This is a genomic window from Rhizobium sp. CFBP 8752 (assembly GCF_014842035.1).
In the GTDB taxonomy this organism is placed as follows: domain Bacteria; phylum Pseudomonadota; class Alphaproteobacteria; order Rhizobiales; family Rhizobiaceae; genus Neorhizobium; species Neorhizobium soli.
Window position 1 is genome coordinate 2125487 of the sequence record NZ_JACYUZ010000001.1, and the last position, 18809, is coordinate 2144295.

The following is an 18809-nucleotide window of genomic DNA, read 5'->3' on the forward strand; positions in this document are numbered from 1 at the left end:
CCAAATCCGCGGATACACTACCGTCCGTTTGCAACCCTGTGAGGCATGACCATGACGCTTCATATCACCGACCCGGTTCTCGATGCGCTTGCCGAACAGGCGCAGAAAATCCTGAATGCTCCGAGCAAGGAGGATGCGGTTCGCCAGGCGCTGGAGCGCGTGGTGGGAGAGGTTCATCAACGAACTGAACCTGTCTCCGACAACACGACACGAAGCGAACGACTGCAGGCTTTGCGAGACCGGTTGGAGCGGCTGAGGCAAGATTTCAACATGCCACCCAATGAGTCGCTGCCCCCGTTTGATGAAAAGGCTTATCTCGACGAGATGTGGGGCGAGAACGATGTTCATCGATAGCTCGGTCGTCGTTGAAATCCTGATCGACGGCGACAGGGCAAACGAGCTTCTGGGGCGCATGGCAGAGAGCCGGTCGATTTGCACGGGACCGACCGTGATCTACGAATCGGCGACTGTGCTGGCGACCCGGCTTGGCAGGCAACCCGAAGAAACAAAGCTGCTGGTACAGCGCTTCGTCGAACGCTTCGAGATTTCTGTCCTGCCAGCATCCTACGATGTCGCGTCTGCCGCCATAGACGCCTTCGCCCGCTACGACAAGGGCCGCCATCCGGCAAAGCTCAATTTCGGGGATTGCTTCTCCTATGCCGGCGCCCGCCAGTCGGGTCTGCCGCTTCTCTATGTCGGCGGAGATTTTGCGCGGACCGACCTTGCCTGATCAGGCCTTTTTCACCCAGCGTCCCTCGGGCGATTGCTGCCAGTAGGTCAGCGCATGTCCATCGCCCTTCAGCTTCTTCCACTGGGCGCGCGCGCCTTCCAGCTGAAGCTGGTCGTAGCCATCGAACATGAAGACGACGCGCTCATAGGGGTCGAGCGGCGGCGGCTCGGCGCCGTCGACGACGAAACGCACGGTTGCGGCATTCTGGTTCTCGGGAGTCGCCGTCAGCAGGACCGGTTGCTCCTGCGGCATCGGCGCTGCATCGGTGCCATGCGGCAGAAAACTGTCATCGCGAAACGTCCACAAATGTGCGTCGAGAAAATCCCGACGCACATCTTCGGCTGTCTGAACGACCACCTTCCAGCCGCGCTCGACGCTCTTTTCGAGAAGCGCCGGCAGCGCATCTTCGAGCTTCGATTCGGTCAGGTGATAGAACAGTACTTCGGTCATCAGTTCTCGTAGTTCCTGCGGACAAGTTCGTCCAGCAGGCGTACGCCGTAACCGGATGCCCAGGACTGGTTGATCTCGTTCTGCGGCGAATTGAGCGCCGTTGCCGCGATGTCGAGATGCGCCCAGGGCGTATCGCCGACGAAACGCTTGAGGAACTGCGCCGCGGTGATCGAGCCGGCCTGCCTGCCGCCGCTGTTCTTCATGTCGGCAAAGCGGCTGTCGATCATCTTGTCGTAGTCCTTGGAGAGCGGCATGCGCCAGAGCTTTTCGCCGCTTGTCTCGCCCGCCTGTGTCAGTTCGTCCGCCAGCGCGTCATCGTTGGAAAACAGTCCGGCATGGAGGTTGCCGAGTGCGACGACGATGGCGCCGGTCAGCGTCGCGAGATCGATCATGAAGCGCGGCTTGAAGCGCTCCTTGCAGTACCAGAGCGCATCGCCCAGCACGAGACGGCCTTCCGCATCGGTATTGACGATCTCGATCGTCTGGCCGGACATCGAGGTGACGATATCGCCGGGTCTCTGGGCGTTGCCGTCAGGCATGTTTTCGACCAGGCCGATAATGCCGATCACGTTCGCCTTGGCCTTGCGAGCGGCGAGCGTGTGCATCAGGCCGGTCACGGCGGCAGCTCCGCCCATGTCGCCCTTCATGTCTTCCATGCCGAGGCTCGGCTTGATCGAAATGCCGCCGGTATCGAAAACGACACCCTTGCCGACAAAGGCGACCGGCTGATCTCCCGGCGTGCCGCCGTTCCAGGTCATGACCGCCAGCCGCGGTGGCCGGGAAGAGCCCTGGGCGACGCCGAGCAGAGCGCCCATGCCGAGTTCCGTCATCTCTGTCTCGGTCAGGATCTCCACGTCAACGCCAAGCGATTCCAGATCCTTCGCCTTCTGCGCAAACTCGATCGGGCCAAGCACGTTGGGCGGCAGATTGACCAGGTCGCGGGCAAGAATCACACCCTCGGCAATGGCCTTCGCCGAGACGAATTGCTCAGTCGCCGCATCCGCTTTTGCGGTGACGATGGTGACGGTCACCGTCTTCGGCGACTTGTCCTCGTCGTCGTCCTTCTTCTTCGTCTTGTAGGTATCGAACTTGTAGGCGCGCAGCAGCATGCCGGTCGCGAAATCCGCAGCTTCGGCCGCGCCGACGTCGGCACCGGGTGCATCGAGGAACACCGTCACCTTCTCCATCGTCTTGACCGCAGCGGCCGCGACGCCACCCGCCTTCAGCCAGTCGTAGGCTGTCAGCTTGTCGGCCTTGCCGAGACCCAGCACGATAAGCCGATCGGCCTTCGATCCGGCCGGGGCCAGAATATCCAGCGTCGACAACGCCTTGCCTTTGAACTTGGCGATGCCCGCCGCCCTTACCGCAACAGCCTGCGGATCGACTTCGGCGACACTGGCGGCTACCGCATCTCCCGAAAGCTTGAGCTGAATCGCAAGTCCTCCATCGATGACGGCGGAGGCGGAAAAGGCGATATCGAATTTCATGGACATTACAGCTCCAGGCATTGTGGTGCGGAAGAAAGGCCCGATCTTCACCCTTTCGGTCGCGAACGCAAGCGCGCAGGATCGAACTTCTCGCCTTCCTAAAGCCCGTATTGATGTCCAATCCACTGTTTCCAAATGTCACAACGCCGAAGAAAACCGGGGTTGCCAACATTTTGTGACAGGGGCCCTGTCGCAATGCCGTTCCCAATCGCTTAGATAGGCGCGGCTACTATCGATCGAATGCGGGACGAAAGCCCCTTAGGACCTGAGGCATAATGCGGGAATGAAGCTTCTCGAACTCTACATATTGCGCCGAATCCTGCAGATGTTCCTGGTGGCACTCGTTCCGGTGCTCACGATCATCTGGACGATTCAGGTGCTCGGCCGCATCAACCTGGTCACCGACACCGGCCAGTCGATGGGCTCGTTCATGCAGCTCGCAAGCTATATCCTGCCGACCATCATTCCGGTTGTCCTGCCCTTCGCCTTTGTCATCGGCATCACCCAGACGCTGACGGCGATGAACAATGATTCGGAACTGCCTGTGATCGACGCGGCCGGTGCGGCCCGCAGCATCATCTACAAGCCGGTGATCTTGCTCGCGGTCGCGCTCAGCCTCGTCTCCTTCACCATCACCAATTTCATCGAACCCAAATCACGGCTCGGCGCGCGCGAAATGGTCGCAGCTGCCTATGCTGACCTTCTATCTTCCGTGATTGAGGAAAAGACCTTTCGCAGCATCGAGGACGGGCTTTACGTCCAGATCTCCGAGCGCCATTCGGGCCGGGTGCTGAAAGGCCTGTTCATCGTCGATTACCGCGATCCGAATTTCGGCCTGATCTATTATGCCCGCGAAGGATCGGTCGATCCTGGCGGCACATCGCTTACCATGCGCGACGGCGAAGTGCATCGCAAAGGCCCGGACGGCCGGATCTCGATCGTCAAGTTCGCGTCCTACGCGTTCGATTTGTCAGCGATGACCCAATCGGATGAGGGCGGCCTGCCGCTTTATTCCGGTGACCGGCCGCTGAGCTTCCTGCTCAACCCCGACAAGACCGATCCCGCCTATCAGAAAAAGCCCGAGAGCTTCCGCAGCGAGCTGCATCGCCGCCTGTCCGACTGGCTGTTCCCGATCACCTTCGCGCTGGTGTCTCTGCTTGTGGCCGGCAACACGCGGTCGCACCGGTCGGCACGGCTGCATCCGATGATCTATGTGCTGCTTTTCGCCTTCCTGCTGCGCTGGCTGGGCTTCTCGGCCACCAATCTGACGGAACGCAACGCGGCCTACGTGCCGCTGGTCTACGCGATTCCGCTGGTGACCTGCCTGGTGACGGGCTTCATGCTGGCCACCAACCGGCAGATCCAGATGCCGCGCCTGTTCAGCCGCAGCATCACGAAAGCGACAACCGTCGTGCAGAAGCGCCTTTCGCCGACGGGACGCGGAACCACGGGAGAAGTGAAATGATCTTCTCCACACTCGGCCGCTATTTCTTCAAGCGCTATATCAGCACCGCATTCTGGTTCCTGCTCGGTGTCAGCGCCATTATCTTTCTCGCCGATTTCAGCGAGACGAGCCGTCGCCTCTCGGGCCTCAACGGCTACAGCCTCTACGGCGCGCTGGCGATGACGGCGTTGCGCGTGCCGCAGATCCTGCAGCAGGCCATCCCGACGCTGAGCCTGTTTATCGGCATGACGGTGCTGATCGCGCTCAACCGTCGCTACGAACTGGTCGTCACCCGTGCAGCCGGAATTTCCGTCTGGCAGTTCGTCGCACCGTTCATTGTTGGATCGTTTCTGCTCGGTCTCTTCACGCTGTTCGTCGTCAACCCGATCGGCGCCTGGGGCCAGCGCGAATCAATCTCGCTCGAGACCACATGGCGGCAGGCTAGCAACAAGTCCAAGTCGTCCAAGTTCGTGCCGTGGATCCGCCAGCTGTCCGGCGATGAAGACGTGATCATCGGTGCCAAGACCTATCGCGAGAGCGGAACCGAGCTCCTCGACGTGGTGGTTTTCCACTTCGACAAGGACGACGTCATCATTATGCGGCAGGACGCCAAGACGGCTAAGTTGGAAGATGGTTACTGGCTTCTTAACGACGTTCTGGAGAATCGGCCGGGCGAAATTCCGACCCGTCTCGAGACGGCACAGGTCAAAACCAATTTGAGACGCGAGTATCTCCAGGAGAGCCTTGCTCAGCCGGAAACCGTTGCGTTTCTTGGTCTTTCCCGAAAGATCGAGATCGGCAAATCCTTTGGAATCTCGACGAAGGCGCTGGAAACCCAGTTTCACTCCCTGCTTTCACTGCCGCTGCTGCTCGTCGCCATGACGATGATTGCGGCAACAGTGTCGTTAAAATTCAGTCGCTTCGCGCAGTCCAGGTCGATGATTCTGGGTGGAATAGTTTCAGGCTTCGTGCTTTATGTCGTCTCGGTGCTTGTGAAGGCATTCGGGAGCAGCGGGGCGATTCCTCCTTTCGTGGCGGTCTGGATTCCAGTCGTCGTCGCGACTGCCCTGGGCGCTACGATCTTGCTTCATCAGGAGGATGGCTAGTGGCGGTAAGTAACCGCGGAAATATCAGTCGGCTCGCCGCCGCCCTGCTGACCGGTGTGTCTGTATGTGTCCCTGGCGTCGCTGCATTGACGGGCGGCGCGTATGCGCAGGGTCTCGTGCCGGCTGCTGAAGACGGTGCGAAGATGCTTCTGCGCGCCAACGAACTGACCTACAATCAGGACAACAAGCGCGTCACCGCGACCGGTGGCGTCCAGATCTATTACAACCGTTACCGCATGGTTGCGCAGCGCGTTGAATACGATCAAAACACCGGCCGCGTCATGGCGACCGGCAATATCGAGTTCATCGAACCGTCGGGCAGCCGCGTCTACGCGGAAGAGCTCGACGTGACCGACGATTTCGGTCAGGGCTTCATCAATGCCCTGCGCGTCGAAACCACTGACAATACCCGCCTTGCGGCTGAAAGCGCCGAGCGCCAGACCGGCGATATCATGGTGCTCAACAACACCGTGTACACCGCCTGCCTTCCATGCGCCGCCACACCCGGCAAGGCGCCCCTCTGGCAGGTCAAGGCGCAGCGCGTCATTCGCAACGGACAGAAGCATACGATTCGCCTCGAGAATGCACAGTTCGAGTTGTTCGGCTTTTCGCTTGGAAAACTGCCCTTCCCGATCGAAGTTCCCGACGAGACTGTCGAGCGCAAGTCCGGCGTGCTGTTTCCGAAGTTCATCGTCAGCGATAACCTCGGGTTCGGCGTCACCGTCCCCTATTACCATGTCTTCTCGCCAAGCATGGATGCGACGATCAGCCCGACCTACTATTCGAGCCAGGGACTTCTGGTCGAAGGCGAAGTGCGCAACCGGTTCGACAACGGCGACCACACGTTCCGTTTTGCCGGCATCGATCAGCGCGATCCCGGCTCGTTCGACGCTGGCACAAGCGACCGCGAGCAGAACAGCCGCTTCATGGCCGCCTCCAAGGGCGAGTTCCAGATCAACCCGCGCTGGGCCTTCGGCTGGAACGTCATGGCCCAGACGGACGCGAACTTCTCGCGGACCTACAGCCTGACCGATGTCAGCCAGGATACGTTCACCAACGACGTCTACCTGACCGGCCTTGGCAAGCGTAACTATTTCGACCTGCACGCCTACTATTTCGACGTCCAGGACAATGGCACGTCGAACACGCTCGAGCGCCAGCAGGCGATCGCCTATCCGTCGTTGGACTACCAGTATATCGCGCCCGAATCGGTGTACGGCGGTGAGCTTTCGTTCAACGCCAACCTGACCAACCTGTCGCGTCGCGAAGAGGATTCCTACTTCGAGGGCACCACATACCGCTTCCCTGGTCTCGAAGGCGATTACGCCCGCGTGACGACCGAAGCCGAATGGAAGCGCACCTACACGACATCGGGCGGCCTGCTGCTGACGCCGCTGTTTGCAGCACGCGCCGATGGCATCCGCCACGATGTGTCCAATCCGAACTTTGCCTATGACGGCAATCTGGAGCCGAACGGCACGAACGGTCGATACATGCTGACGGCTGGCCTTGAGGCCCGCTATCCGTTCCTGATCACCAGCGAAAACAGCAGCCACATCATCGAGCCGATCGCGCAGATCTATGCGCGTCCGGACGAACAGATGTCCGGCGGCCTGCCGAACGAGGATGCGCAGAGCTTCGTGTTCGATGCCACTTCGCTGTTCGAACGGGACAAGTTCTCCGGCTACGACCGTGTCGAAGGCGGCACCCGTGCCAATGTTGGCTTCCGCTATACCGGCTCGTTCAACAACGGCATCGGCGTGCGCGGCATCTTCGGCCAGTCCTACCAGATTGCCGGCGAGAATTCCTTTGCCAGCGACGATCTGGTTCAGGCCGGCGCCAATTCGGGCCTCGAAACATCGCGATCCGATTACGTCGCCATGGCGGCGATCGACCTGCCGCAGGGCTTCTCGCTTTCCAACAACGTGCGGCTCGATGAAAAGTCGCTCGATATCCGTCGCACCGATACAGCGTTCAGCTATTCCACACCGCGGGTCAGCGGCAAGCTGATCTACACTAAGGTCGATGCGCAGGACGAGTACGGCGACAGCGACGCGACGGACGTGCTGAAGAACAGCATGTCGCTCCGGGTCAACGAAAACTGGTCGCTGGCCGGTTCCGCCACGTGGGACCTGACAGACAGTTCGCTCATCCGGCGCGGCGTCGGTATCAGCTACGCCGACGAGTGCACGATCTTCACGCTCGCCTATACCGACAAGCCTTCGGAAGCCGATGCGAACGACTGGACGATCAGTGCGCGCCTGAGTTTCCGCACGCTTGGCGACGTCAATATCGGCACGACCAAGGATTACGATCAAACCTTCCGTTACTGAGACCGGTAACGGAAGAATCGTCATGGTTTTGCCGCAACGATTGTGCAATCGGACGCCAATCGGCTAGTATGGCGGCCGAAAGCGCGCAAAGTCGCGCGACAAGTGCCCGGGCGGAAAAAAGGGATTGGTTTCATGTTTGCAATGACCGCGACACGCAAGATCGTGCTGGCAGTCTCCGTGCTCGCCGCGACCACGGTCGCCACGCCGGTGATGACACCAATCGTGGCAATGGCACAGTCGACGAGCGGCGTCGCAGCCGTCGTCAACCGGTCGGCGATCACCACCGCCGACGTTGCTCGCCGTTCGGCCTTCATGCGCCTTCAGCGTCAGAAGCCGAGCAACAAGGTCGCTCTCGATCAGCTGATCGACGAAACGCTGAAGCGCCAGGAAATCTCGCGCGTCAAGATGTCCGTCAGCACCGAGGACGTTGATCGTTCGTTTGCCCGCTTCGCGCAGGGCAACAAGATGACAACCGAGCAGTTGAGCAGCGTGCTCAATCAGGCCGGCGTCACACCGGACCATTTCAAGGCCTATATCGCCGTGCAGATGAGCTGGCCGCGCCTGGTCAACGCCCGTTACGGCGGCGGTCGTCAGCGCATGTCGACCGACCAGCTTGTTACCCGCATGATGGAGAACAAGCAGAAGCCCGTGACCACCGAATATTTCCTGAAACAGGTGATCTTCGTTGTTCCCGCGGCAAAGCGGAACGCCATCCTCAACAAGCGCAAGGCAGAAGCCGACGCGTCGCGGTCGCGGTTCCCCGGCTGCGCCGAAGCTAAAACCTTTGCAGCGACGATGCTGGACGTTTCCATCCGTGATCTGGGCCGCGTGCTTGCGCCGGATTTGCCGGAAGACTGGAAGCCGCTGATCGAGAAGTCCTCCGGCAACACGACCGGCACGCGCGTTACCGAGCGTGGCGTCGAATTCCTGGCGATCTGCGAGCAGCGTCAGGTTTCCGATGACGTGGCGGCCGAAGCCGTGTTCCGCGCCGAGGATCTCGGCAAGGCTGAAAAGTCCGGTGAAGACCCTAACAGCAAGAAGTACATGGACGATCTGCGCGCCAAGGCCCAGATCGATTACATCCAGAAGTCGTAAAGCCCAAAGGGCCTGAACGGAGACCGCATGCCTTTTGATCGTCCGCTCGCGCTGACCCAGGGCGATCCTGCCGGCATTGGTCCAGACATCACGCTCGCCGCATGGACGGCGAGACGGACACACGGCATTGCGCCGTTTCTCTTCCTCGGCGACCCGGCGGTCCTTGCATCGCGCGCGGCCCTGCTTGGCCTCGACGTTGCGATCCGTGAAACCGACGCGGACGGCGCCGTTTCGATCTTCGAAGACGCGCTTCCCGTTCTGCCGATCCCGGCCGGAGCCGAAGTCGCCGCCGGCGAGCCGCATGTCGCCACCGCCCGTGGGACGATTGAGGCGATCGAGACCGCCGTGTCGCTGTCGTTTGCGGGAAAGACGCTCGGCGTCGTCACCAATCCGATTGCCAAGTCCGTTCTATACCAGGCAGGCTTCGGCTTTCCCGGCCATACGGAATTCCTGGCGGACCTTGCGCACAAGCATACCGGCACGCCCGTGCGCCCCGTCATGCTGCTGGCCGGACCGAAGCTGCGGGCCATCCCCGTCACGATCCACATTCCGCTCAAGGACATTCCAGCGGTGCTCACCGAAACGCTGATCCTTGAAACTTGCCGCGTGACCCATCACGACCTGAAGGTCCGGTTCGGCATCGACCAGCCGCGCATCGCGATTGCCGGTCTCAATCCGCATGCGGGCGAAGACGGCACGATGGGCACCGAAGAACGCGACATCATCCATCCGGCCATCGTCAAGCTGCGCGCAGAGGGCATCAACGCCTTTGGGCCACTCCCGGCCGATACGATGTTTCATGACGAGGCCCGCAGCCGTTACGACGTGGCAATCTGCATGTATCACGACCAGGCGCTGATCCCGGCCAAGGCTCTGGGTTTCGATACCTCCGTCAACGTCACGCTCGGCCTGCCCTTCATCCGGACCTCTCCCGACCACGGCACCGCCTTCGGCATCGCCGGCAAGGGTGTCGCCCGCGAGACGAGCCTGGTCGAGGCAATCCGGCTTGCAGGCGCCATGGCCGGAACAATGACACCGAACCTTGCGGGGCGCATCTGATGGCGACGCTCGATGGGCTGCCGCCGCTGCGTGACGTCGTCCAGCGTCATGGACTGGACGCCAAGAAATCGCTTGGCCAGAACTTTCTGTTCGATCTCAACCTCACCCAGAAGATCGCCCGCGCGGCCGGACCGCTGGAAGACGTGACCGTATTCGAGGTTGGGCCGGGTCCCGGCGGCCTTACCCGTGCCATCCTGTCGCTCGGCGCCAAGAAGGTGATCGCCATCGAGCGCGACGCCCGCGCGCTTCCAGTGCTTGCAGACATCGCGGACCACTATCCGGGACGGCTTGAGGTCATCGAGGGCGACGCGCTGCAGATCGATTTCGCCGCGCTCGCGGCCGAGAAGGCTGCCGGTGGACCGGTCAAGATCATCGCCAACCTACCCTACAATATCGGCACGCAACTGCTGCTGAACTGGCTTCTGCCTGAGGACAAGACCTGGCCGCCATTCTGGCAGAGCATGACGCTGATGTTCCAGAGGGAAGTGGGTCTGCGGATCGTTGCCGACCAGGAAGACGACCACTACGGCCGCCTCGGCGTCCTCGCGGGCTGGCGCACCGATCCCCACATGATGTTCGACGTGCCGCCTCAGGCCTTTTCGCCACCACCCAAGGTGACATCGACTGTCGTACATCTGATCCCGCGCGCCAATCCCCTGCCCTGCGATGTCTCCAAGCTGGAACGCATCACCCACGCCGCCTTCGGCCAACGCCGCAAGATGCTGCGCCAGAGCCTGAAACCGGTCGGTGGCGAAGCTCTGCTCGCCAAAGCCGGCATCGACCCGCAACGCCGCGCCGAAACGCTGTCGGTGGAAGAGTTCGTAAAACTGGCGAATCTGCTCTGAAGGGCGTCACCTATCGCTTGGCGCGATTGGGCCACCTCGACTTGTGGGCGCGACGAACGCGCGCCCTTCCAACCAAAACCTAAAGCGTTGGCTCTTCCGTCAGGAGGTTGCTCACGAACTCGAACAGGCCGTGCCTGCGGTCGCGGCGGACGCGTTCGGCGTTGACGATGCAGCTGACGTTGTGGAAGGCTTCGTCGAGATCGTCGTTGACGATGACGTAGTCGTATTCGCGCCAGCGTTCGATTTCCGAGCGGGAATTGGCAAGCCGGGTGCGGATCACCTCTTCGCTGTCTTCGGCGCGGCGGTGCAGACGTGACTGCAGCTCGGTCATGGTTGGCGGCAGCACGAAGATCGAGACGACGTCCGCCTTCATCTTTTCCTGCAGCTGAAGTGCGCCTTGCCAGTCGATGTCGAACAGCATGTCGCGTCCCTCGGCCATCGCCTTTTCGACCGGCTCGCGCGGCGTGCCGTAGAAATTACCGTGCACCTCGGCCCATTCCAGCAGATCGTCGGCATCGCGCATGCGCTCGAACTGCGGCACGGTGATAAAGTGGTAATGGGTGTCGGCGATCTCGCTCGGGCGCTTGGCGCGGGTGGTGACACTGACCGAGATCTCGAGGCTATGGTCGCCGCGCAAGAGATTGCCGGCGATGGTGGATTTGCCAGCGCCTGACGGCGACGACAGGACCAGCATCAATCCCCGGCGCGCGATCGTCGTCTTCATCTTCGAGGGCGACGAGGTTTTCGGTGTCGAGGGGGCCGGGCTCATGGTCGTGTCACTCCAGATTCTGAACCTGTTCGCGGAACTGGTCGATCACGACTTTCAGTTCCAGTCCTGCTGCCGTTACAGCAGCGGCGTTGGATTTGGAACAGATCGTATTCGATTCCCGGTTAAATTCCTGTGCAAGGAAGTCGAGACGGCGCCCGGCGGGGCCGCCCGTCTGCAGAAGCTCGCGGGCTGCGACGACATGGGCCTTCAGCCGGTCGATCTCTTCGCGCAGATCGGCGCGGGTCGCAAGCAGTGCTGCCTCGCCATAAAGCCTGTCGCGGTCGAGGGTCGGCGCCTCTGCCATCAAGGCGGCGAGCTGCGTGGAAAGCTTCTTGGCAATCTCTTCCAGCGAGCGGGACGGGTCCTTCTCCACCAGCGTCGTCAGTTCGGCGATGCGGTCCACATGGCGGGTGAGAATGTCCCGCAGTGCCGACCCTTCGTGCTCGCGCATCTCTTCAAGTTTGAAAAGCGCGTCGCCGAGACAGTTGAGGATGGCGGCGTCGCGCGCCGTCACCGCCTGTTCGTCATCCTCGGCCTCGCGGATCTCGACGAGACCACGGATGCCAAGCAACGTGTCGAGACGCAGCGGTGCCGGATCGACCAGATCGCCCAGCTCAGCACGGAGCGCCATCACGGCGGCCAGTGCATCGCGGTTCAGCACCGCTTCCACCTTTGCGTCGTCGGTCGAGAGCGACAGCGCCACCTGCAGATTGCCGCGCGAAAACCGTTCGGAAATCCGCTTGCGGACATCCTGCTCAAGACGATCAACGCCGGAGGGCAGCCGCAATCGCATGTCGAGCCCCTTGCCGTTGACCGAGCGCAGTTCCCAGGCAAAGCGATTGCGGCCGCTTGTTCCTTCGCTGCGGGCAAAGCCGGTCATCGACTGCAGGGATTTCGGGTTAGACGGCAGGCTCATACGCTTCTCCGGACTGCCTTCCCCAGAGGCAAGGCGTCAGTTGCTTTTCGGTGGCTTTTCGGCGTCGTCGCCATCCGGCTGGCCATCGACCACTTCTTCACCGCGGGCTGCCGCATTGCCGGTTGACCGTTCGGCCTCGATCCGGCGCCAGCGACGTACGTTGGCATTGTGCTCTTCCAGTGTGGCTGCAAACACGTGCCCGCCTGTGCCGTCTGCCACGAAATAGAGATCGTTGGTGCGCCACGGATTGGCAACCGCCTCGAGTGCGGCGCGGCCGGGGTTGGAGATCGGCGTCGGCGGCAGGCCCTTGATCTGATAGGTATTGTAGGGCGTCTGCTTGGTCAGATCGGACTTGTAGATCGGCCGATCGGACGGTTTGCCCTCACCGCCGAAGATGCCGTAGACAATGGTCGGGTCAGACTGCAGCCGCATCCCCTTGTTCAGCCGGTTGATGAAGACCGAGGCGACATGGGCGCGCTCGTCGTCCTTGCCGGTTTCCTTCTCGACGATCGAGGCCAGCACCACGAACTCTGCCTTGGTCTTGACCGGCAGGTCGGGGTCGCGCTTCTCCCAGATCTGGTCGATCGTCTTCTGCTGAGCGGCGTGCATCTGCGAGAGGATTTCCGACCTCTTGGTGCCGCGCGAGAACTTGTAGGTATCGGGCCGCAGGCTGCCTTCGGCGGGAAGCTCCGCCGGCATGTCGCCTTCCAGCACCGCATCCTCGTTGAGACGCAGCATCATCTGGCGCACGGTCAGGCCTTCCGGGAAGACGACGGAATAGAGGATGGACTTGCCGGAGATCAGCGTCTCCATCACGTCCTTCATCGAAGCCTTCGCCTTGATGTCGTATTCGCCGGCCTTCAGCGTCTCGCCGCCGCGCAGATAGGTCGCGGTCACGTAGCGGAACACGCGCGCGTCGGACACGACGCCGTTGCGCTCGAGATTGTTGGCAATCTCCGCCAGGCCGTTACCGGGACGGACCATGAAGTGGGAGTTCGTTTCCAGCGGACCCGGATCCTGGAACGTGCGGATCATGTAATACAGGCCGCCGATCACCACGATGCAGACCAGGACCACCATCGTCATGACGAAGTTCAGGAAGATCACCAGCTGGCTGCGCGCCTTCTTGGAGCGGCGCGGCGGTTCCGGCACCCGTTCGGGCTTCAGGGCTTCGTTCGGCGATTTCGGAATGATCGGACCACGGGTCGCGCCGTTGCCATTGCCGCCCTGGCCGTTACCACTGCCATAACCCGGCTGATCATTCGATGAATTCATGTCGCTCAACCGTTTCCCCTCGACTCTGGACTTTCAACCGGCTGTTTGGCCAAGCAATACGGCAAAAAGCGGGTTTGGAAAATGATATCGGCCGGACTATCGAGGTCCAGCCGAGAAGCGAAGGCCGAATGCGCGTCAGGCTTCGTAGCGCCTGAGCACCAGAGACGCGTTGGTACCACCGAAACCGAAGGAGTTCGACAGCGCCACGTTGATCTCGCGCTTGCGCGCGGTATGCGGAACGAGATCGATCACGGTGTCGACATCGGGGTTGTCGAGGTTGAGCGTCGGCGGCGCAATGTTATCGCGGATCGCCAATGCCGAGAAGATGGCCTCGACAGCGCCGGCCGCACCGAGAAGGTGACCGATCGCGGACTTGGTCGACGACATGGAGACCTTGGAGGCCGCATCGCCAACCAGGCGTTCGACAGCGCCGAGTTCGATCGTGTCTGCCATGGTCGATGTGCCATGGGCGTTGATGTAGTCGATGTCGGATGCGCCAAGGCCGGCCCGCTTGAGGGCAGACGTCATGCAGCGGAAGGCACCGTCACCGTCTTCCGACGGCGCTGTGATGTGGAAAGCATCGCCGGACATGCCGTAGCCGACGACTTCGGCGTAAATCTTGGCACCACGCGCCTTGGCGTGTTCAAGCTCTTCCAGCACCACGATACCGGCGCCCTCGCCCATCACGAAACCATCACGGTCGCGGTCATAGGGGCGTGAAGCGCGCTGCGGGTCGTCGTTGCGCAGTGTGGAGAGTGCCTTGCAGGCGGCAAATCCTGCGAGCGCGATACGGCAGATCGGTGATTCGGCACCGCCGGCCACCATGACTTCCGCATCGCCCAGCATGATCAGCCGGGCTGCATCGCCGATCGCATGCGCGCCGGTGGAACATGCGGTGACGACCGAATGGTTCGGGCCGCGCAGCTTGTGCTTGATCGACACCTGTCCGGAGACAAGGTTGATCAGGCGGCCGGGAATGAAAAACGGCGAGATACGGCGCGGGCCTTTGTCTCGCAGAGTGTAGCCAGCTTCGACGATGCCTTCGAGACCACCGATGCCTGAGCCGATCAAAACGCCTGTTTCAATCTGGTCCTGGTCAGTCTGCGGGTTCCAGCCGGCATCGGCCAGCGCCATGTCGGCGGCGGCAACGCCATAGAGAATAAACGGATCGATCTTGCGCTGTTCTTTCGGCTCCATCCAGTTGTCGGCATTGAATGTGCCGTTGGAACCGTCGCCGACCGGAATGCGGCAGGCGATTTTGGCCGGAAGATCTTCGACTTCAAATTCGGTCACGACCCGGGCGGCGTTGTCGCCGGCCAGCAGACGTTGCCAGCTGACTTCCGTTCCGCATCCCAGAGGAGATACCATGCCGGTACCGGTGATAACGACACGCCTCATCGCCAGTGCCCCACCCTGTAGTAGTATTGTCAGTTAGTTGCTGAAACGGCCCGAACAAGCGGGCCGTCATGAGAGATCGCGGCCTCGCAACGAGGCGCGCGTCCCGAATATGGTTCGATCAGGCCTGAGCCTTTTCGATGAACTTTACAGCGTCGCCGACCGTCAGGATCGAGTCAGCTGCATCGTCCGGAATTTCCACGCCGAATTCTTCTTCGAACGCCATGACCAGTTCGACCGTATCGAGCGAGTCCGCGCCGAGGTCGTCGATGAAGCTAGCGCCTTCGACAACCTTTTCGGCGTCGACGCCGAGATGATCAACAACAATTTTCTTAACGCGTTCTGCGATATCGCTCATGTCGGTTTCCTCGACCTTTTATCTTCTCGAATGCCTGAATGGCATCCGTATCCTGTTAATACCTGCCGCCGGCACTTCATGGTGCCGATGCGGGCAAACCCCTTCGCCCCTCTTCAGGTTCCAGTCACATGCTCACGCATTATGACGCCCTGAATTTCGGGGTGACTTCGTGTAGTCAAGGCCCGCTTAACACGGTTTCCGTGCTACGCAAAGCCAGAATCTGTTCCGCCGCACAGCCGCCAACAGCCGATTTTACTCGGATTTGCTGCGCCCGTGCCCCGGATCAGATCATCGCCATACCGCCATTGATATGCAAGGTCTGTCCAGTCACATATCCCGCTTCATTCGAAGCGAGGTAAAGAACAGCGGCGGCAATGTCGGATCCGGCGCCCATCCGCTTCATCGGAATGGCACCCATGATGGCGTCTTTCTGCTTGTCGTTGAGCTTGCCGGTCATGGCGCTCTCGATGAAGCCTGGCGCGACGCAGTTGACCGTCACGTTGCGCGTGGCGATTTCCTGCGCCAGCGACTTCGAGAAGCCGATCATGCCGGCCTTGGAGGCGCAATAGTTGGCCTGGCCCGGATTGCCGGTGACGCCGACGATCGAGGTGATGTTGATAATGCGGCCGAAGCGACGGCGCATCATCGGATGGGTCAGCTCGCGGGTCAGGCGGAACACGGAGGTCAGGTTGACTTCAAGGACTGCGTCCCAGTCCTCGTCGCTCATGCGCACGAACAGTCCGTCCTTGGTGATGCCCGCATTGTTGACGAGAATGTCAACGCCGCCGAGTTCCGCTTCCGCCTTTTCACCGAGCGCCTTGACCGCGGCGCGGTCGGAAAGATTGGCCGGAAAGATGTGGACGCGATCGCCGAGTTCGGCAGCGAGTGCTTCCAGCTTCTCGACGCGGGTGCCGTGCAGGCCGACGGTTGCACCCTGCGCATGCAGCATGCGGGCGATTTCTTCGCCGAGGCCGCCGGTGGCACCGGTGACGAGGGCCTTGCGGCCGGTCAGGTCAAACATGTTGAATTCCTTCTCTTCAGCCGAGGATGGCAGCCAGCGCCGCGTCGATATCGGCCGGGGTGTTGAGGGCTATGCCAGAGATATTCTTGTCGATGCGGCGGGCAAGACCCGTCAGCACCTTGCCGGAACCAATTTCGTAGAGCGTCGTCACGCCATTGGCGCCGAACCACTCGACGGTTTCGCGCCAGCGCACCTGTCCGGTCACCTGCGCCACCAGCAACGTCGCGATCTCGTTCGCGTCGCTGACCGGCGTTGCGCGCACATTGGCGATGACAGGCACGACCGGATCGTTTTTCTGGACGGTGTCCAGCGCATGGCGCATGGCGTCGGCCGCCGGCGCCATCAGGTCGCTGTGGAAGGGCGCAGAGACCGGTAGCATGATCGCGCGCTTGGCGCCTTTTTCGGTCGCCAGAGCCGCTGCTTTCTCGACAGCAGCCTTCGAGCCGGAAATCACCAGCTGGCCGCCGCCATTGTCGTTGGCGATCTGACACACGCCTTCCGACTTCGCCTCCACACAGATCGCTTCGACATCGGCATGATCGAGACCGATGATCGCAGCCATCGCGCCCTGGCCGACCGGAACGGCGGACTGCATCGCGTCACCGCGAATGCGCAACAGCCGTGCTGTGTCTGCGAGAGAGAACGTGCCGGCCGCACAAAGAGCCGAATATTCGCCGAGCGAATGGCCGGCGACGAAACCGACCTTGTCGGCGAGAACGAGTCCGCGAGCTTCGAGAACGCGCATAGTCGCGATGGAAACGGCCATGAGGGCCGGCTGCGCGTTGGCGGTCAGCGTCAACGTTTCTTCCGGCCCGTTCCACATTGTTTCGGACAGTTTCTGGCCGAGCGCCTCGTCGACTTCATCGAACACGGCACGGGCTTCGGGAAAGGCGTCGGCCAGTTCCTTGCCCATGCCGACGGCCTGGCTTCCCTGACCCGGGAATGTGAATGCGATACTGCTCGCCGGACTACTCATAAGGTCGTTTCCTTTCCCTATTTTTGCCCTTTCCATTCACATTCCCGCCTTGCAAGTCAAGGGTTTCGGGCATTTACCCCGCTTTTGGCCGGTGCTTACCCCCTGTTATCAGCCCGAAATCAGGCTGATCACTTCGTTGACGCAAAGAACGACGAACAGCAGCGCTGCAGCGCCGAGTAGGCCGTTCGACAGCCAGCCATTGCGCCATTCCTTCGGGACGCGGGCTGAGTTCAGCAGCCAGATCAATGTGACCGCCAGGAAAGGCATGAAGAAGGCTCCGAGCGCGCCATAGATGATGACGAGCGTGAACGGGCGGCCGAACCACAACAGCGACATCGGCGGGATCGTCAGCCAGAAGAGGTAGAACTTGAAGGCCGGCGTCTTTTCCAGTCCCTGACGCGAACCGCTGGTTCCGCCGCGCACGGTGCGGACGAAATCGGCAAACAACAGCGACACGCCATGCCAGACGCCGAGGATCGAGGAGATCGTGGTGGCGAAGAAACCGACCAGAAAGGCCTTTGCGACAAACGGACCAAACCGTTCCTGGAGCACCGCATCGAGATCGAGCAGCCCGCGGTCGCCGGTCGAGTGCGCGATCTGCGCGGTGTAGAGAAGCTCGGCACCGACGATCAGCATGGCGATCACGAAAATGCCGGTCATGATGTAGGCAACACGGTTGTCGAGACGCATGACGCCCATCCAGGACGGGGTGCGCCATCCCTTGGCATTCACCCAGTAGCCGTAGGAGGCCATGGTGATGGTACCGCCGACGCCACCGATCAGGCCGAGCGTGTAGATGGCCGAGCCCTCGGGAATGGTCGGGATCAGACCGGTCAGCGCATTGCCGACATCGGGCACAACAAGAATCGCGATACCGACGACGATGGTGAACATGATGGCGATGAAGACCTTCATCACGGTCTCGAAGACTTCGTAGTTGTTGAAGGCAACGAAGGCCGCGCAGACCAGGCCTGAGATCATGGCCCAGGCCCAGAGCGGCAGGAACGGGAAGAGAGCCGCCAGCGGCAGCGCCGTCGCGCTCATCGCGGTAGCGCCGTACACGAAGCCCCAGATCATGATGTAGATGCCAAAGTACCAGCTCGTCCATTTGCCGAGCGACCGCCAGCCGTCGAGCATGGTCGAACCGGTAGCGAGGTGATAGCGGGCCGATCCCTCGGCAAGCGCAATCTTGACGATACAGCCAATGACCGCTGCCCAGAGAAGCGCATAGCCGAAACGCGAGCCGGCAATCAGCGTGGCGATCAGATCGCCTGCGCCGACGCCGGTAACGGCAACCACGATACCGGGACCGATCAGTTTCCATCGACCCGTCTTCGGCGGTTCGCCGGCGTCAGGAAACCCCTTGTCGTCGTATTGTGTCGTCTTATGCTGCGTCGCGTTATCGACCATTCAAAATGCCCTCCAAAAATTTGTTCTACGCCAGACGCAAATCCGGCCGCAAAATTGCCGTATCGGGAACAAGTTGGAAAAAATTCTCTCCCGTCCAGCAAACTCTTGATAAATTTTACGCTACCGACGCGCGAAACCGG

Annotated in this window: 18 protein-coding genes; 8 read left to right on the forward strand and 10 right to left on the reverse strand. The window is 61.2% G+C overall.

Annotated features, from left to right (window positions below):
• The first annotated feature begins 51 nt into the window (after positions 1-51).
• A complete protein-coding gene (locus IFT59_RS10250; protein WP_192086758.1) occupies positions 52-354 on the forward strand; it encodes a type II toxin-antitoxin system VapB family antitoxin in 303 nt (100 codons plus the stop codon).
• Positions 341-730, forward strand: coding sequence for a type II toxin-antitoxin system VapC family toxin (locus tag IFT59_RS10255; protein WP_192086759.1), 390 nt, complete (start codon positions 341-343; stop codon positions 728-730). The genes IFT59_RS10250 and IFT59_RS10255 overlap by 14 nt, the downstream gene beginning before the upstream one ends.
• On the opposite strand, the gene IFT59_RS10260 is transcribed toward IFT59_RS10255, so the two are convergent.
• Both IFT59_RS10260 and IFT59_RS10265 read right to left on the reverse strand, forming a co-directional pair.
• Positions 731-1180 (reverse strand): DNA polymerase III subunit chi, encoded by a 450-nt coding sequence (locus IFT59_RS10260; RefSeq protein ID WP_062579877.1) that lies wholly within the window; start codon positions 1178-1180, stop codon positions 731-733.
• Positions 1180-2673 carry a leucyl aminopeptidase gene (locus IFT59_RS10265; RefSeq protein WP_192086760.1) on the reverse strand — a complete coding sequence of 498 codons (1494 nt, stop codon included), beginning with the start codon at positions 2671-2673 and terminating at the stop codon, positions 1180-1182. The genes IFT59_RS10260 and IFT59_RS10265 overlap by 1 nt, the downstream gene beginning before the upstream one ends.
• 277 nt (positions 2674-2950) lie before the next feature.
• Here IFT59_RS10265 and IFT59_RS10270 point away from each other — a divergent pair, with 277 nt between their 5' ends.
• The 6 genes from IFT59_RS10270 (at position 2951) to rsmA (ending at position 10549) form a co-directional block, all read left to right on the forward strand.
• Positions 2951-4132, forward strand: coding sequence for an LptF/LptG family permease (locus IFT59_RS10270; RefSeq protein WP_062453329.1), 1182 nt, complete (start codon positions 2951-2953; stop codon positions 4130-4132).
• The gene (lptG, locus tag IFT59_RS10275) at positions 4129-5217 is read left to right on the forward strand and encodes an LPS export ABC transporter permease LptG (protein WP_192086761.1); all 1089 of its coding nucleotides are present in this window, start codon (positions 4129-4131) and stop codon (positions 5215-5217) included. The genes IFT59_RS10270 and lptG overlap by 4 nt, the downstream gene beginning before the upstream one ends.
• On the forward strand, positions 5217-7550 hold the full coding sequence (locus IFT59_RS10280) for an LPS assembly protein LptD (RefSeq protein WP_192086762.1): 2334 nt from the start codon (positions 5217-5219) through the stop codon (positions 7548-7550). Before lptG ends, IFT59_RS10280 begins: the two co-directional genes overlap by 1 nt.
• Positions 7551-7682: 132 nt before the next feature.
• Positions 7683-8645 (forward strand): SurA N-terminal domain-containing protein, encoded by a 963-nt coding sequence (locus IFT59_RS10285; protein ID WP_113111090.1) that lies wholly within the window; start codon positions 7683-7685, stop codon positions 8643-8645.
• A 27-nt stretch (positions 8646-8672) separates the two neighbouring features.
• Complete coding sequence (gene pdxA, locus IFT59_RS10290) at positions 8673-9704, forward strand: 4-hydroxythreonine-4-phosphate dehydrogenase PdxA (RefSeq protein ID WP_192086763.1); 1032 nt, start codon at positions 8673-8675, stop codon at positions 9702-9704.
• Positions 9704-10549: a 16S rRNA (adenine(1518)-N(6)/adenine(1519)-N(6))-dimethyltransferase RsmA gene (gene rsmA / locus IFT59_RS10295; protein WP_192086764.1), complete on the forward strand. Its 846-nt coding sequence runs from the start codon at positions 9704-9706 to the stop codon at positions 10547-10549. The genes pdxA and rsmA overlap by 1 nt, the downstream gene beginning before the upstream one ends.
• 79 nt (positions 10550-10628) lie before the next feature.
• Here the strand turns inward: rsmA and gmk are convergent, their stop codons facing one another.
• The 8 genes from gmk to IFT59_RS10335 form a co-directional block, all read right to left on the reverse strand.
• Positions 10629-11318, reverse strand: a complete 690-nt coding sequence (gmk, locus tag IFT59_RS10300) for a guanylate kinase (RefSeq protein WP_062579867.1) — start codon at positions 11316-11318, stop codon at positions 10629-10631.
• Between the two features lie 7 nt (positions 11319-11325).
• Positions 11326-12234, reverse strand: a complete 909-nt coding sequence (locus IFT59_RS10305) for a YicC/YloC family endoribonuclease (protein ID WP_249407522.1) — start codon at positions 12232-12234, stop codon at positions 11326-11328.
• Positions 12235-12270: 36 nt separating this feature from the next.
• A complete protein-coding gene (gene mltG, locus IFT59_RS10310) occupies positions 12271-13509 on the reverse strand; it encodes an endolytic transglycosylase MltG (protein WP_192086765.1) in 1239 nt (412 codons plus the stop codon).
• A gap of 135 nt (positions 13510-13644) precedes the next feature.
• Positions 13645-14907: a beta-ketoacyl-ACP synthase II gene (gene fabF, locus IFT59_RS10315; RefSeq protein ID WP_192086766.1), complete on the reverse strand. Its 1263-nt coding sequence runs from the start codon at positions 14905-14907 to the stop codon at positions 13645-13647.
• Between the two features lie 118 nt (positions 14908-15025).
• Positions 15026-15262, reverse strand: a complete 237-nt coding sequence (locus IFT59_RS10320; protein ID WP_006727438.1) for an acyl carrier protein — start codon at positions 15260-15262, stop codon at positions 15026-15028.
• A gap of 283 nt (positions 15263-15545) precedes the next feature.
• Positions 15546-16283 (reverse strand): 3-oxoacyl-[acyl-carrier-protein] reductase, encoded by a 738-nt coding sequence (gene fabG / locus IFT59_RS10325; RefSeq protein WP_062453338.1) that lies wholly within the window; start codon positions 16281-16283, stop codon positions 15546-15548.
• A 16-nt stretch (positions 16284-16299) separates the two neighbouring features.
• Complete coding sequence (gene fabD / locus IFT59_RS10330; RefSeq protein ID WP_062579862.1) at positions 16300-17259, reverse strand: ACP S-malonyltransferase; 960 nt, start codon at positions 17257-17259, stop codon at positions 16300-16302.
• A gap of 108 nt (positions 17260-17367) precedes the next feature.
• On the reverse strand, positions 17368-18669 hold the full coding sequence (locus IFT59_RS10335) for an Nramp family divalent metal transporter (protein WP_192086767.1): 1302 nt from the start codon (positions 18667-18669) through the stop codon (positions 17368-17370).
• Positions 18670-18809: the final 140 nt, after the last annotated feature.

Coding starts and splice junctions, on each gene's coding strand:
- IFT59_RS10265 (WP_192086760.1), bottom strand. CDS start 2,673: ATGTCCATGAAATTCGATATCGCCTTTTCCGCCTCCGCCGTCATCGAT.
- rsmA (WP_192086764.1), top strand. CDS start 9,704: ATGGCGACGCTCGATGGGCTGCCGCCGCTGCGTGACGTCGTCCAGCGT.
- lptG (WP_192086761.1), top strand. CDS start 4,129: ATGATCTTCTCCACACTCGGCCGCTATTTCTTCAAGCGCTATATCAGC.
- IFT59_RS10270 (WP_062453329.1), top strand. CDS start 2,951: ATGAAGCTTCTCGAACTCTACATATTGCGCCGAATCCTGCAGATGTTC.
- pdxA (WP_192086763.1), top strand. CDS start 8,673: ATGCCTTTTGATCGTCCGCTCGCGCTGACCCAGGGCGATCCTGCCGGC.
- IFT59_RS10260 (WP_062579877.1), bottom strand. CDS start 1,180: ATGACCGAAGTACTGTTCTATCACCTGACCGAATCGAAGCTCGAAGAT.
- fabD (WP_062579862.1), bottom strand. CDS start 17,259: ATGAGTAGTCCGGCGAGCAGTATCGCATTCACATTCCCGGGTCAGGGA.
- IFT59_RS10255 (WP_192086759.1), top strand. CDS start 341: ATGTTCATCGATAGCTCGGTCGTCGTTGAAATCCTGATCGACGGCGAC.
- IFT59_RS10285 (WP_113111090.1), top strand. CDS start 7,683: ATGTTTGCAATGACCGCGACACGCAAGATCGTGCTGGCAGTCTCCGTG.
- fabG (WP_062453338.1), bottom strand. CDS start 16,283: ATGTTTGACCTGACCGGCCGCAAGGCCCTCGTCACCGGTGCCACCGGC.
- IFT59_RS10320 (WP_006727438.1), bottom strand. CDS start 15,262: ATGAGCGATATCGCAGAACGCGTTAAGAAAATTGTTGTTGATCATCTC.
- mltG (WP_192086765.1), bottom strand. CDS start 13,509: ATGAATTCATCGAATGATCAGCCGGGTTATGGCAGTGGTAACGGCCAG.
- IFT59_RS10335 (WP_192086767.1), bottom strand. CDS start 18,669: ATGGTCGATAACGCGACGCAGCATAAGACGACACAATACGACGACAAG.
- IFT59_RS10250 (WP_192086758.1), top strand. CDS start 52: ATGACGCTTCATATCACCGACCCGGTTCTCGATGCGCTTGCCGAACAG.
- fabF (WP_192086766.1), bottom strand. CDS start 14,907: ATGAGGCGTGTCGTTATCACCGGTACCGGCATGGTATCTCCTCTGGGA.
- IFT59_RS10305 (WP_249407522.1), bottom strand. CDS start 12,234: ATGAGCCTGCCGTCTAACCCGAAATCCCTGCAGTCGATGACCGGCTTT.
- gmk (WP_062579867.1), bottom strand. CDS start 11,318: ATGAGCCCGGCCCCCTCGACACCGAAAACCTCGTCGCCCTCGAAGATG.